Source organism: Jeotgalicoccus sp. S0W5 (assembly GCF_011634875.1).
Classification (GTDB): Bacteria; Bacillota; Bacilli; order Staphylococcales; family Salinicoccaceae; genus Jeotgalicoccus; species Jeotgalicoccus marinus.
The window spans coordinates 11592-26403 of record NZ_SIRQ01000018.1; the positions used below are offsets into that span (position 1 = coordinate 11592).

Annotated in this window: 13 protein-coding genes and 1 other annotated feature; all 13 genes read right to left on the reverse strand. The window is 37.3% G+C overall.

Annotated features, from left to right (window positions below; all coding sequences use genetic code 11):
• Positions 1-12: 12 nt before the first annotated feature.
• On the reverse strand, positions 13-1569 hold the full coding sequence (locus EYB29_RS09960) for a 2-isopropylmalate synthase (protein WP_026867496.1): 1557 nt from the start codon (positions 1567-1569) through the stop codon (positions 13-15).
• A gap of 35 nt (positions 1570-1604) precedes the next feature.
• Complete coding sequence (ilvC, locus tag EYB29_RS09965) at positions 1605-2603, reverse strand: ketol-acid reductoisomerase (protein ID WP_166627161.1); 999 nt, start codon at positions 2601-2603, stop codon at positions 1605-1607.
• Between the two features lie 36 nt (positions 2604-2639).
• Positions 2640-3155 (reverse strand): acetolactate synthase small subunit, encoded by a 516-nt coding sequence (ilvN, locus tag EYB29_RS09970; RefSeq protein WP_166627162.1) that lies wholly within the window; start codon positions 3153-3155, stop codon positions 2640-2642.
• Positions 3152-4873 carry a biosynthetic-type acetolactate synthase large subunit gene (gene ilvB, locus EYB29_RS09975; RefSeq protein ID WP_166627163.1) on the reverse strand — a complete coding sequence of 574 codons (1722 nt, stop codon included), beginning with the start codon at positions 4871-4873 and terminating at the stop codon, positions 3152-3154. Before ilvB ends, ilvN begins: the two co-directional genes overlap by 4 nt.
• A 71-nt stretch (positions 4874-4944) precedes the next feature.
• Positions 4945-5188, reverse strand: a binding site (T-box leader).
• 271 nt (positions 5189-5459) lie between these two features.
• Entirely contained in the window at positions 5460-7172 is a 1713-nt protein-coding gene (gene ilvD / locus EYB29_RS09980; RefSeq protein ID WP_166627164.1) for a dihydroxy-acid dehydratase, read from the reverse strand.
• Positions 7173-7187: 15 nt separating this feature from the next.
• Entirely contained in the window at positions 7188-8177 is a 990-nt protein-coding gene (locus tag EYB29_RS09985; protein WP_166627165.1) for a bile acid:sodium symporter family protein, read from the reverse strand.
• A 241-nt stretch (positions 8178-8418) separates the two neighbouring features.
• On the reverse strand, positions 8419-9210 hold the full coding sequence (locus EYB29_RS09990) for a DUF4064 domain-containing protein (protein WP_166627166.1): 792 nt from the start codon (positions 9208-9210) through the stop codon (positions 8419-8421).
• A gap of 52 nt (positions 9211-9262) precedes the next feature.
• Positions 9263-10333 (reverse strand): ABC transporter substrate-binding protein, encoded by a 1071-nt coding sequence (locus EYB29_RS09995; protein WP_026867489.1) that lies wholly within the window; start codon positions 10331-10333, stop codon positions 9263-9265.
• Positions 10333-11115, reverse strand: a complete 783-nt coding sequence (locus EYB29_RS10000; RefSeq protein WP_026867488.1) for an ABC transporter permease — start codon at positions 11113-11115, stop codon at positions 10333-10335. The genes EYB29_RS09995 and EYB29_RS10000 overlap by 1 nt, the downstream gene beginning before the upstream one ends.
• A complete protein-coding gene (locus EYB29_RS10005) occupies positions 11112-11912 on the reverse strand; it encodes an ABC transporter permease (protein WP_026867487.1) in 801 nt (266 codons plus the stop codon). Before EYB29_RS10005 ends, EYB29_RS10000 begins: the two co-directional genes overlap by 4 nt.
• The gene (locus EYB29_RS10010) at positions 11909-12997 is read right to left on the reverse strand and encodes an ABC transporter ATP-binding protein (protein ID WP_166627167.1); all 1089 of its coding nucleotides are present in this window, start codon (positions 12995-12997) and stop codon (positions 11909-11911) included. The genes EYB29_RS10005 and EYB29_RS10010 overlap by 4 nt, the downstream gene beginning before the upstream one ends.
• 69 nt (positions 12998-13066) lie before the next feature.
• A complete protein-coding gene (locus EYB29_RS10015; protein ID WP_166627168.1) occupies positions 13067-13345 on the reverse strand; it encodes a UPF0223 family protein in 279 nt (92 codons plus the stop codon).
• 60 nt (positions 13346-13405) lie between these two features.
• Positions 13406-14812, reverse strand: coding sequence for a dihydrolipoyl dehydrogenase (lpdA, locus tag EYB29_RS10020; protein WP_166627169.1), 1407 nt, complete (start codon positions 14810-14812; stop codon positions 13406-13408).

The window sequence follows — 14812 nt, forward strand, 5'->3', positions numbered from 1 at the left end:
TATACGCTCCTTCTACGATTGAACCGTCTCAATTTGATTATTTGCTTTTTCACTCATTAAATAGCGATTTACTGCATTAAAGTAAGCATTTGCTGATGCTTCTAACACATCTTGAGCAGTCCCTCGACCAGAGAATCGGTTACCATTAACATTAATCTGAACTCTTGCCTCGGCGAGTGCATCTTTGCCTCCACCTACTGAAGACAATTGATAATCTAGGAGGTTAGTCTGTTCACTTAAAATGCCTTGTATTGCTTCATAAAGCACTTCAACGCTACCTTTTCCTGTAACTTCATGTGTCGTTTCTTCATTTTTAGGTGTCGTAACGACTATACTCGCTCTCGTCTGTCCATCCTGTTCATAGTTAACTTGAAAATTATTTAACGTGTAGCGTTCAAGATTTGCTGCATCAGTTTTAATCTCCATTATAATTGCATAGATATCATCATCTGTTACTTCTTTTTTATGGTCCGTTAGAACCTTGAAGTTATTAAAAGCTTCAGTAAGTTCATCTTCAGTCAATTCAATTTTGAACGACTTCACTTTATCTTTAAAAGCATGGCGTCCAGAATGTTTACCTAGGAAGAGCGTGTTTGCAGATTCTGCTGACACACCCACTAGAGCTGGTGAAATAATTTCATATGTTTCAGAATTCTTCAACATACCATCTTGGTGTATTCCAGCCTCATGTGCATAAGCATTTCGACCGATGATTGCTTTATTTGGCTGAACTGACATACCAGTTAATTTAGCAACAATATCGCTGGAACGTTTAATCTCATTTAATACAAGATTCGTCTTAAAATTGTATGCATCCGATCGAATATGAAGTGCGACTGCAATTTCCTCTAATGCTGCATTGCCTGCTCTTTCACCAATACCATTAATTGAAACTTCAATCTGACGTGCACCGTTTTCGATGCCTGCAATAGAATTTGCAACTGCCATACCTAAATCGTTATGACAATGCGTAGATAAAATAGCCTTTTCTATGTTCGGTACATTTTCACTCACGTATTTAAACATTTCGCCGTATTCTTTTGGAGTCGAATACCCAACTGTATCTGGTAAGTTAATGATTGTCGCACCCGCATCAATTACAGCTTCTATAATTTCAGCGAGGAACGGGAGTTCTGTTCTTGAAGCATCTTCTGCAGACCACTCCACTTCATCAAATAATGTCTTCGCATATTTTACCATCTCTACAGAGGTCTCAAGCACTTCTTGTTGTGTTTTTTTGAGTTTGAATTCCCTGTGAATGGGGCTTGTAGCCAAGAATACATGAAGCTTTGATCTCTCAGCATTCTTCAATGCCTCATAAGCTCGGTCGATGTCACTTTTCTTTGCTCTTGCAAGTGCGGTTACAGTAGAATTTTTTACTGTGTCGGCTATGAGTTTCACTGCTTGAAAATCACCTACTGAAGAGGCAGGAAAACCCGCTTCTATGACATCAACTCCGAGTCGTTCTAATTGTTTTGCAATCTCCAGTTTTTCTTCTTTATTTAAGTTCACTCCAGGAGATTGTTCTCCGTCTCTAAGTGTAGTATCAAAAATTTTAATGTCAGTAATATCAGTCATAACGAACTTCCTCTCTTCAGTGTTTTTTATCTAATTGGATTTTGGACAAATGGCATAAGTTCTCTTAGGTTTTGCCCTACTTCTGTAATTGGGTGCTTGTATTCACTATTGTTGATTGCGTTATATTGTGGTCTGCCTGCTTGGTTTTCTAAGATCCAACCTTTAGCAAATTGTCCATTTTGAATTTCTTTAAGCACTTCACCCATACGTTCTTTCGTTTCTTCATTGATTACTCTAGGTCCACTTACGAAGTCACCCCACTGCGCTGTATCAGAAATTGAATAACGCATATTTTCAAGACCACCTTCATACATAAGGTCAACAATTAGCTTTAATTCATGAAGACATTCAAAGTAAGCAACTTCAGGCTGATAGCCCGCTTCGGTTAGAGTTTCAAAACCCGCTTTTACTAATGATGTTAATCCTCCACATAATACAGCTTGTTCTCCGAATAGATCTGTCTCAGTTTCCTCTTGGAAAGAAGTTTCTAATACACCGGCTCTAGCGGCACCGATACCACTTGCATAAGCCTTAGCAACTTCACTCGCCTGACCTGTCACATCCTGGAATACACCGTATAAAGCTGGCACACCCGCTTCTTCTTGGAATGTACGGCGGACTAAGTGACCTGGTCCTTTCGGTGCAACTAAGAATACATCGATATTGTCTGGAGGTACGATTTGGTTAAAATGAATATTGAATCCATGAGCAAATGCCAAGGCACTATTTTCTTTTAAGTTATCTTTAATTTCATCTTCATATACTTTTGGTTGACCCTCATCTGGTAAAAGTACCATTGTGATATCTGCTTCTTTAACTGCTTCGCTAACAGCTTTTACGTCGAAACCATCTTCCTTAGCTCTTTCAAATGAGTTACCTTGACGAAGTCCGATAATTACATTATGACCACTGTCTCTAAGGTTTTGAGCGTGAGCATGTCCTTGTGATCCATAGCCCACAATCGCTACTGTTTTTCCTTGTAATACTTCATTGTTGATATCTTTGTCATAGTAAACTTTAGTCATAATAATAACTCCCTTTTATATATATAATTTATTTGATTAAACACTAAGTGTTTTTAAATCCTGAATATGCTTTTGCTGCCCACGTCTGAAGGCTGTGACACCTGTACGTGATAAATCTTTTAATCCATATGGTGTTAAGAGTTCAATTAAAGCATCCACCTTATCAGGCTTCCCGGTGACTTCGATGATTAATGAGTTTTTCGAGACATCAAGTACCCTGGCCCTAAAAGGCTCAATAATGCTTTGAATCTCTGCCCTTGAAGTATTATTTGTACCCACCTTGATTAAGGCAAGTTCTCTCGCAACTATTTTCGATTCAGTTATGTCATCAACTTTCAGTACATCAATTTGCTTGTGCAATTGTTTTGTTAATTGCTCTGCACTTTTATCATTTAGCATATCGACGACAATTGTCATTTTAGATATACCTTCACTTTCTGATGCACCTACAGTGATACTTTCGATGTTAAATCCTCTTTTTGATAACATGCCTGTAATTCTGTTTAAAACCCCACTGGAGTTTTGAACGGTTAAAGTGATCACTCTTCTCATTTTTTCACTCCTATCATTTCATGATTCCCTTTACCTGCAGGTACCATCGGGCAAACAAGATCCAGTTTTTCTACTCTTGCATCGATTAATACAGGTTCATCAGAGCTTAGAGCTTTATATAATTCATTTGATACTTCATCACTCTTAGTAAAGCGATAAGACTTTATTGAGAAGCTCTCACCAAGTTTTACAAAATCAGGATTAGTCTGCATCAATGACTCAGAATATCGCTCATCATAGAACGCTTCTTGCCACTGTCTAACCATTCCTAACGCTTCATTATTAACGATGACAACCTTAACTGGTAGATTGTATTGTTTTAAGGTTGCTAATTCTTGCATCGTCATCTGGAAACCACCGTCACCAACGATTGCAACTACTTTCTTATCTGGACGCGCGAGCTGAGCGCCAATTGCTGCGGGTAATCCGAAGCCCATCGTGCCAAGGCCACCCGAAGTAACAAAATGGTTTGGTTGATTAAACTGATAAAACTGTGCGCTCCACATTTGATGCTGTCCAACATCTGTTGTCACGATTGCTTGACCATTCGTCGCCTTATAAATATCTTCGATAAATTTTTGCGGTGATAGTAAATCTCTATCTTCGTCGTACCAGAGTGGATACTCACTCTTATTTCTAGCGATTAACTGCATCCAAGCATCTGTGTTTTTCATTTCAAAGGATTCTTTGTTCATCATCTCCAAAGCTTCCTTAGCATCTGCAACAACTGGTATTTGTGTTTCAATGTTTTTACCAATTTCAGCAGGATCTATATCAATATGTGCGACCTTGGCATGAGGGGCAAAGTCTGAAATCTTACCAGTTAACCTATCATCGAATCGGGCTCCGATGTTGATGAGTAAATCTGATTCATGGATTGCCATATTAGCAGTGTATGTTCCATGCATTCCTGCCATTCCAAGAAAGTGGTCATCATCTGCTTCAAACACTCCAAGACCGAGTAAAGTCGATACTACTGGTAAGTTGTACTGCTTAACGAATTCTTTCAATTGATCTGAGGCTTTAGCAAATTGAACACCTGCACCTGTTAAGACTACTGGCCTTTCAGCCTTTTCTAAGGCATCCATCAAACGGTTAATCTGTAAAGGGTTTGGCTTTGTTGTCGGTTGATAACCTGGTAAACGGATGTCACTTGGATAATCACTTTCTACAGCTGCTTCTGAAATATTTTTCGGTATATCTACAACTACTGGACCTGGTCTACCAGTAGATGCGATATGAAAGGCTTCTTTTACTGTCCGTTTTAAGTCTTTTACATCAGTTACTTGATAATTATGTTTAGTGATGGGTGTCGTTAAGCCGATGATATCCGCTTCTTGAAAGGCATCTGTACCGATTACTTTCGTTGATACTTGACCAGTGAAAACGACAATCGGTAATGAATCCATCATGGCATCCGTAATACCTGTTATAAGGTTAGTAGCACCTGGTCCACTCGTTGCGATAACAACACCAGGCTCACCACTTACTCTTGCATAACCTTCCGCTGCATGTATTAAGCCTTGTTCATGTCTACAAAGAATGTGTTTAAATGAACGCTCCTGGCGATATAAAGCATCGTAGATTGGTAAGACTGCACCACCAGGGTAACCAAACACTGTATCAACATTCTGTTCAGCGAGTGCTTCGACAAGTAGGTCTGCCCCTGTTTTTATATTCGTCATCACTTCTTCGGCACGTTCAACTTCAACTTTCATATTGTTTTCCTCCTTATAGCATAAACTTAAAATAAAAAATCTCTTTTCTCCTAAGAGTGTCATAACGACAATCTTGGGGAGAAAAGAGATTTCCACGGTACCACCCAACTTTACATATACCTTAAGATATATGCCTTTGAAACTAGCCAAAATGACTAGTTAAAATAAATAACGAGTTTTAACCCGTCCCAGCCTACTGCTTTTCAGCCGGGCACTCAGGGATGAGAATCAAAACTGCGGTATTTCGGATTTCCACCAACCATCCGATCTCTGTGAAGTACACTTCAGCTTCGACGTTCCCTTCAACGCTTTGTTTTTAATTTTGAATTATTAGACTATTTAAATTTCTTAATGAATGTATAATAACCCGTTAAATTAGTAAAAGCAACTGCTAAATCCAGATAATTTTAAATTATCTAACATTTCTGAAAATGAAATCGTTTACAACATTGTTATATCAATATTTTAAAATTTTAAAAGTTTTTGTGTATGTTTACACCAAATTATAATGCTCTGCTGGACTATAAAAAACTGCTACTAGACAACAAACGTCTAGTAGCAGTGATATTTTTTAAGTTTTATAAAATTAGTTTTTACCTGCTAGATCATCTCTATTAAAGAAGTCAGTAATTGCCCCTTTAGATGACGACGATACGATATGTGCATATTTACCTAGCACACCCTTAGAGAACAATGGTGGTAAAATTAAAGCTGCACGACGTTGACTCAGTTCTTCATCAGATACATCGAAGGACAGTTCTTTTTTATCTTGATCGATTGTTATGATGTCACCTGTTTTAATTAAAGCAACATTCCCTCCATCTTGTGCTTCTGGTGCAATATGTCCGACGACTAAGCCGTGGGTTCCTCCACTAAAGCGTCCGTCCGTTAAGAGCGCAACATCTTCGCCGAGTCCCTTACCAACAATTAAGCTAGATAATGAAAGCATTTCTGGCATACCTGGACCACCTTTAGGACCAACGTAGCGGACGATTACAACGTCACCTTTAACGACTTCATTGGCCATAACAGCTTCAATCGCCTCTTGTTCTGTATCGTAAACTTTTGCAGGGCCCACGTGACGTCGTACTTTTACCCCGGATACTTTGGCAACAGCACCTTCAGTTGCTAGGTTACCTTTTAGTACGATAAGTGGCCCGTCTTTACGCTTAGGATTCTCTAAAGGCATAATCACATCTTGACCAGGTGTTAGATCTTCTACTTCACTCAGGTTTTCAGCGACAGTCTTTCCAGTTACTGTTAAGCAATCACCGTGGATATATCCTCTATCATAAAGATATTTCATTACTCCATGAACACCACCGACTTTAAATAAGTCTTGGAATACATATTTGCCAGATGGTTTTAAGTCAGCAAGATGGGGAACTTTCTCTTGGAAAGTGTTGAAATCTTCAATTGTTAAATCTACTTCAGCAGCATGTGCAATCGCAAGTAAGTGAAGAATAGCGTTTGTAGAACCACCAAGTGCTAAAACGACAGTAATCGCATTTTCAAAAGCCTCACGCGTTAAGATATCTCTCGGGTAGATACCTTTTTCAAGTAAATTCATTACCGCCTTACCAGCTTCATATACATCTTGTTCCTTTTCTTTAGTTACCGCAGGATTTGAAGCAGACCCTGGTAAACTTAACCCCATAGCTTCAATTGCAGCTGCCATTGTGTTTGCAGTGTACATCCCACCACAAGCTCCTGGTCCAGGACAAGCAGAACATTCTACACGTTTTAACTGATCATCTGTGACGTCACCGTTATTCCATTTACCGATACCTTCAAACACAGATACTAAGTCTATATCTTTACCCTTATGACGTCCAGGTGCAATTGTACCACCATAGACAAAGACTGCTGGGATATTAGTATTCGCAATTGCAATTGCACAACCTGGCATATTTTTATCGCACCCTCCAATTGCAACAAAAGAATCAAAGTTCTGACCCTGAACCATTGTTTCAATTGAATCAGCAATAATGTCACGGGACGGTAGGGAGAAACGCATACCAGGTGTCCCCATTGCAATACCATCTGCGACTGTAATCGTATTAAATTGAATTGGCACACCGCCGGCTTCTGCAACACCCTCCTTGGCAAATTTCGCAAGATCATTCAAGTGAATGTTACACGGTGTCGTTTCTGCCCAATTACTAACGACACCAATTTGTGGTTTTTCAAAACTTTCATCAGTAAAACCAACTGCTCTTAACATCGCTCTGTTGGGTGCTTTTACATTACTTTCTGAATAAACATGTGATCTGATTCTGATATCTTTCTTATCTGTCATATTAGCCCCACCTTATTAATTCTTAATATTATTTAAGTTTTCTTCTGACATATTATTCTCCTGTTTACTATCTTGTGGATTCTGCTTCATCTTACTCATCCAGTTTGCTACGAGTGAACCTGATATATTGTGCCATACGCTAAATAGTGCACCCGGTACAGCTGAAATTGGAGAAAAGTGTGTTGTTGCAAGTGTCGCTGCTAATCCTGAGTTTTGCATGCCAACTTCTATAGATACAGTTTTAGTGTCACTTAAGTCAAAACGTAAAACTCTACCTAGTAGAAAGCCAACTAAATAACCTAATAAGTTATGCAAGATAACAACGCCAAAAATTAACAAGCCTGAGCTGATAATGTTTTCTACGTTGTTAGACACCACTGCTGATAACACTCCAATAATACCGATAACAGAAATCAGTGGGAGTATACCTATTGCTTTTTCTACTTTATTACCAAGTAGATACTGCACTAATATACCTAGGGCAATGGGTAGTAAGACAATTTGTATTATAGAAACAAACATTGAGGAAAATGACACTGGTAACCATGCACTCGCGAGTAAGAGAGTCAATGACGGTGTTATAATCGGCGCTAACAACGTAGAAACAGTTGTTGCAGTTACCGATAAAGCCATATTTCCTTTGGCAAGATATGTCATAACATTTGATGATGTTCCACCTGGTGAACAACCAACCAATATAACCCCAATCGCAATTTCAGCAGGTAATTGGAATAAATAGACAAGTCCAACTGCAATGAGTGGCATGATTGTATATTGTGCAACAACCAAAGTAATGACCTCTTTAGGTGCTGTGATGACTTGCTTGAAATCTTTAAATTTTAAGGTTAAACCCATACCAAACATAATGATACCAAGCAGGATATTTATGTACGGTGAAATCCATTGAAAACCACCAGGTACGACAAAAGCTAAGATTGCAAATATGATGACCCATACTGCAAAAGTATTTCCTATAAATGTGCTAAAACGAATTAATGTATTCAAATGATGACCTCCATGGCGATATGATTCAGTTATAAAAGGTATCATATCAGAAAATTATGAGTTTTAGAATGATAATAATTGATTATTTATTAAATTCTGATAACTATATTTACACTTTTATTTTTAAATCATTTGATTTTATAGCATTGTTATCGTTTACAATCCTCTTGCCTTTAAGTATAAATTTACACATAAAAATAACCAATCCCAGCACATACTAGGATTGGTTTTCTGTAAAATTCTATTCTCTATTTCTTCGATCTACATTATTTCGTCTTGTTTGTGACGGGTCTTCCCTATCGATATCATCAAAATCATCTAACTTACTTTCATTATTATAATCATACTCTTTATCTATCGTTGGATGTTCTCTTGTGTCATTTTGTTGATAATCTGACTCATCTATACGATCGAATTTACGAGTACTTTCAATATCATCATTTGAGGTTGTCTCATCGACATAGCCTGAGTTATCCGATTCATTTTCATAGCGTTTAACATCTTCATCTTCATGTCTGACAGCTTGACGATCTCGGTAGTTATTATCTAGCGCACTTTCTCTCTCTGGAGTAGCTTCATGTTTGATTACAGTATCTTTTCTAGCGAACAATAGAATAGCTGCAATTACAAAGAATAGTGATGAAATTAATGTAACAAATAATGGTGCTGCTAATATTGCTGCAATAAGTAAGAGAATACCAGCTAGAATTCTACGTTTCATATTCACTAGACCAAGAATAGCGACTATTAAAGGTAAGGCTAGATATAAAGCAATCGCCCAGAAATTACCTAGGGTATCAACAGTAGCATCAATTAATGCTTGTGGATCAGTCCCTTGTAAATCATAATTCGCTAACTCAGTTTCCATCTGTGATGTAAATTGATCAATTGTTGCCTGATCGTTCATATAAACTAAAGAAAAAAACAGTAGTCCTGCTGCAATAGCAAGTAAGATAAGCCATCCTAGCCATCCAAAAATTCTTTCAGCGATACGGCTAGCTGGTTTTACAGTTTGTACATACTCCTTTGCCATAGTAATCCTCCTAAAATGTCTTTGTATTGTTCATACCCACTAAAGACTAAAGTTAATCAAGCTTCATTTTAAATTCTAAAAAAAGTTCATTATAATAACTAATCATTTCAGAGCCTAAATCTCTGTACATCTCTAATGAGTCTAGGGCTGCTTCATCCGGATAAAAGCGCTCATCATTTTGTGTGTCATCATCCATCATTGCTAAAGCAGCTTCATTAGGCGTGGAGTAGCCCACCCACTCTGTATTAGTTGCCGCAATTTCTTCTTCTAAAAGAAAATCGATAAAACGATGTGCACCTTCAGGATTATTAGCATTTTTAGGAATTGCCATACCATCAAACCACAGATTAGAACCCTCGTCGGGTACTATATAATTTAAATTCTCATTTTCGGCCATGGTATCTTTAGCCATACCACTCCATACAACTGCTAAACTTGCTTCATCTTCAGCCATCATAGATGAAATTTCATCACCAACAACACCTCGAATGTTTGGTGCTAATTCAAAAAGTTTTTGCTGTGCCGAGTTAAGAACATCTCGGTCAGTTTCATTTAAAGACTGCCCCATACTATTTAAAGACATACCAATCGCTTCACGAGCCCCATCTATCATGAGTATGTCATTTTCTAAATCATCATCCCATAATGTGTTCCAAGTGGTTAAATCTAAATCAGACACAGCTTCTTCGTTATATAGAATACCTACAGTGCCATAAAAATAAGGAACAGTATAATCACTTAGACCGGGCGCTAATCGTTCAATAATATCTGGGTCAATATTGTCATCGTTATTTAGCTGTTCGTAATCTATCGGCATCAACATATCATCTTTAATCATTTTCTCTACTGCGTATTCACTTGGAAATACCACATCGTAATTTGTACCACCTTGATTGACCTTCACCATCATCGCTTCGTTGGAATCAAATGTTTCATAGATTACCTTTATACCTGTCTCTTCATAAAATTTATCTAATAGTTCAGGGTCGATGTACTCACCCCAGTTGTAAACATGAATAGTATTATTTGATGAACTATCGGCATCATCTGTAAAGTTCGTTGACACTAAAAGTAATAGCCCTATTGCAAGCGGTAAGATTATTAGCGTTATAAATGTTTTCATTAGACCCTACCTCTCAACTTTTCTTGTCTTTTACTGATTAAATAATAGATAAAGACACATGTGAAAACAACGACAAATACAATAGTAGAGATTGCATTAATTTCAAGCGTAATACCTCTACGTGCCATTGAGTATACCTCAACTGATAAGAGTGAAAATCCACTACCCGTTACAAAAAATGTAACTGCAAAATCATCTAAGGAATAAGTCAGTGCCATAAAAAATCCTGCAATAATACCGGGTTTAATATATGGAATGATAACCTTTATAATCGTCGTCTTTGTATCTGCACCAAGGTCTTTTGCTGCATCAACTAAAGATGGATTCATGCTATATAATTTCGGGAGAATTAATATAACTGTTATCGGTACTGAAAATGCAATATGCGCTAAAATTACACTCACTGAACCTAAACTCATCCCAGCTAATGTAAAAAGAATTAACAATGACGCACCAATAATAACGTCAGGCGATACAATCATGACATTATTAACAGCAAGTAGCATTTTCCTACTTTTTTCTTTTATATTGTACAGGTACAAAGCACCACATAGTCCGATTAAAGTCGCTATACTACTAGAGATTAAGGCAACAGCAATCGTATTTAGTATGATGACAAGCATCCTCGAATCTGTGAGTACTGATTTATAATAATTAAGCGTAAAGCCGTCAAAGTGACTCATATTACCTGCACTATTAAATGAGTAAAACATCAGGTAGAATATCGGAAAGTACAATAATAATATCGAGACAAGCAAGAAAATATTCGCAATCTTTTTCATAGTTTCATCACCCGATTATCAGACTTTCCACTCGTTATCACCATGATTAAGAGCATAAATATCACTAGAAATATACCGATTGTGGAACCCATTCCCCAATTCTCATTTGTTAAGAATTGTTGTTCAATTGCAGTTCCTAAAGTAATTACCTTGTTACCTGTAATTAGCCTTGTAATCATAAACAGACTCAAAGAAGGTATAAACACAACTTGTATGCCTGCTTTTATGCCATCAGCTGTTAACGGTAGGATAATTTTACTAAATACTTGTACACGTGTTGCACCGAGGTCTTTAGCGGCATTTAATAAATTATTATCGATACCACTTATTGCATTGAATAATGGTAGAAGCATAAAGGGTAAGAAAATATAAACACTGACAATAATAAATGCTGTGTCGCTAAATAGTAACTGTATTTCATCGATATTAAATACAGCAAAAATGTCATTTAAGATACCGTTTTTCCCAAAAATCCCGATGAATGCATAGGTCTTTAGTAGTAGGTTTATCCAGGTAGGTAAGATAATGATCAGCAGCCATATTGTCTTACGTTTTGTTGCATTTAAAGCTAGTGCAAGTGGATAACTTACGATCAGGGTGAATAACGTGATTAAAAATGCATACCAAAATGACGATAAGGTCATCTGTATATAATTACTTGAAAAAAAGGATGCATAGTTGTTCAAAGTGATATTGCCGGATAAATCTATAAAACTATAAGCAGCCATGAGCAACAAGGGAAAGACAACAAAAATTAGCATCCATAGCGCATATGGAATCAGCAATAACTTTTTCATTCGTCCTCACCTTGAAAAGATTCCAGTCTCTCTATAAAGTTCTCTTCATCTTCACCTGGAATCATAATATGGATATCTTCCTTAGCAAAATTTAAAGAAATCTTACTCCCTAATAAAGCATTCTTCGTGGAGTGCATCACCCACTCATAACCATCTTCGTCAAGGCAACAGATCTCATAGTGGACACCTTTAAAAAGTACTGAGTCTACCGTGACATTAAGTTTACCTTTATTGTGTTCTCCAAAGTAAATATCCTCAGGTCTAATCATGACATCTACACTTGTATTAGGTTTAATCCCACCATCAATGCAGTCATATGAGCGCCCATAAATACTTACCACTCTATCTCTAATCATCGTACCTCTTACTATATTGGATTCCCCAATAAAATCTGCAACATAACGATTGAGTGGTTCATCATATATATCTTTAGGTGAACCTGTTTGGACGATATTACCTCGGTCCATGACAATAATTTCATCACTCAGTCCAAGCGCTTCTTCTTGATCATGTGTTACAAAAATAAAAATTATACCTAGACGTTTTTGCATTTCTTTTAACTCATACTGCATATCGACCCTCAAGTTGTAATCCAGAGCACTCAGTGGTTCGTCGAGCAGTAAAATATCTGGCTCATTAATCACAGCACGCGCGATTGCAACTCGCTGTCTCTGACCGCCAGATAAATCACCGATATTTCTATTTTTAAATTCTTCTAGATTTGTTAATCTCAAGACTTCATCGAGTTTTTTATCCATTTCTTTTTTTGAAGTCTTTTTAATTTTAAGACCAAAAACAATGTTCTCTAAGACATTTAGATGCGGAAAAAGGGCATAGTCTTGAAAGACCGTATTCACCTTTCTATGATTAGCTGGAATCTTGTTCACCACCTTATCATCAAAGCGCACTTCCCCACTATTCGGTTCGATAAAACCCCCAATTAGTTTTAATATTGTCGTTTTGCCACAACCAGAAGGCCCGAGAATTGTATAAAATTTATTATCTTCAAATGTATAGTTTATATGTTTCAGAACTTGTGTATCTCCATATGTATAAGCGACGTTTTCTAGTTTAATTGTTGTCATATATACCTCCTCGTTAAAATTAGTACAATTCATTATATGCGAGAAGGTATTGATATGACAATCAAATTTTTATGGTTTTAAAATGTCTTTGGGGTCACTATCTTTTAGCTGTTTAATAATTTTAAATGGCACCATGCCACTCGCTTTTTCAAAATCTTTAAATAGTGTCTTTTCTTCAGCTTTCGACGGTACAATTTCTTTGAAATCATCATAGGCTTCTTGAAATTTACCAGCGAGAACACCTTCTGTATAAGCAATCTCAACAGCCTGGTAGAAAGACATAACGTGAAGAATTTCTTCAGTCGACCAATCATAGTCTAAGGGATATGTGTATTCTTTATTTTCCATCTAACCTCTCCTAAAAAAATAAAGATCAGAGTAAATACCCTGATCTTTAATGTTTATATATTACATAGAGTGAACTGGACGTCCTAGTGCAACTTCAGCTGCTTCCATAGGTACTTCACCTAGTGTTGGGTGAGCATGAATTGTCAGTGCAATATCTTCAAGTGTCATGCCTGTTTCAACTGCTAAACCAAGTTCAGAAATGATGTCTGAAGCACCGTTTCCTGCAACTTGTGCACCAAGTACTAAACCGTCTTCTTTACGGGCAACAACTTTAACGAAACCGTCAGTTTTGTTAAGTCCTAAAGCACGACCGTTTGCTTGGAACGGGAATTTACCTGTAGTAACTTCGAAACCTTTTTCTTTAGCTTGTGATTCGTTAAGTCCAACAGTTGCTAATTCAGGTTCTGTGAAGCATACTGCTGGCATCGCAATATAGTCCACTGCTGATTTTTCTCCTGCAATTGCTTCTGCAGCAACCTTACCTTCATAGCTTGCTTTGTGTGCAAGTGGTAATCCATCAACGATATCACCAATTGCATAGATGTTTGGAATATTTGTACGTGATTGTTCATCTACTTCAATGATTCCACGATCCGTCATCTTAATTCCAAGTTCTTCAAGACCAATTTCATCTGTATTCGGACGACGTCCGACTGTAACTAATACGTAGTCGGCTTCAACTTCATGAGTTTCATCTTTTGCCTCATATGTTACTTTAACGCCATTGTCAGTTTCTTCTGCTGATTTAGCCATGGCTTTTGTAACGATAGTCGCATTTTTAGATTTAAGATTTTTCTTAACTAACTGTGTCATTTGTTTTTCAAAGCCACCAAGAATATCTGCAGTACCTTCAAGGATTGTTACCTCTGTACCGAAGTTCGCATAAGCCGAACCTAACTCAGTACCGATGTAACCGCCACCGATAACGATAAGTTTCTCAGGTGCTTCTTCAAGTGCTAATGCACCTGTAGAATCTAATACTCTTCCACCAAATTTGAATCCAGGGATTTCAATTGGACGTGATCCTGTTGCGATGATAGCATTTTTAAATTCGTAAGTTTGAGATTGTTTTTCATCCATTACTTTAAGTTTATTGCTGTCTACAAAGTAAGCTTCACCATTAACAACGTTTACCTTGTTACCTTTAAGTAACATTTCAACGCCACCAACAAGTTTGTTAACTACGCTTTCCTTGAATGATTGCACTTTAGAGAAATCTAATTTTACACCTTCTGTAATGACACCCATATCTTCTGAATGTTGTGTTTCGTGGTAACGGTGTGCTGATGAAATCATTGCTTTAGATGGAATACATCCAACGTTTAAACAAACACCACCTACTTTATTTTTTTCTACTAATGTTACGTTTTGGCCAAGCTGTGCTGCTCTAATTGCAGCGACATACCCACCTGGTCCGCCACCGATTACAATTGTGTCTGTTTCAATAGGAAAATCTCCAACTACCAT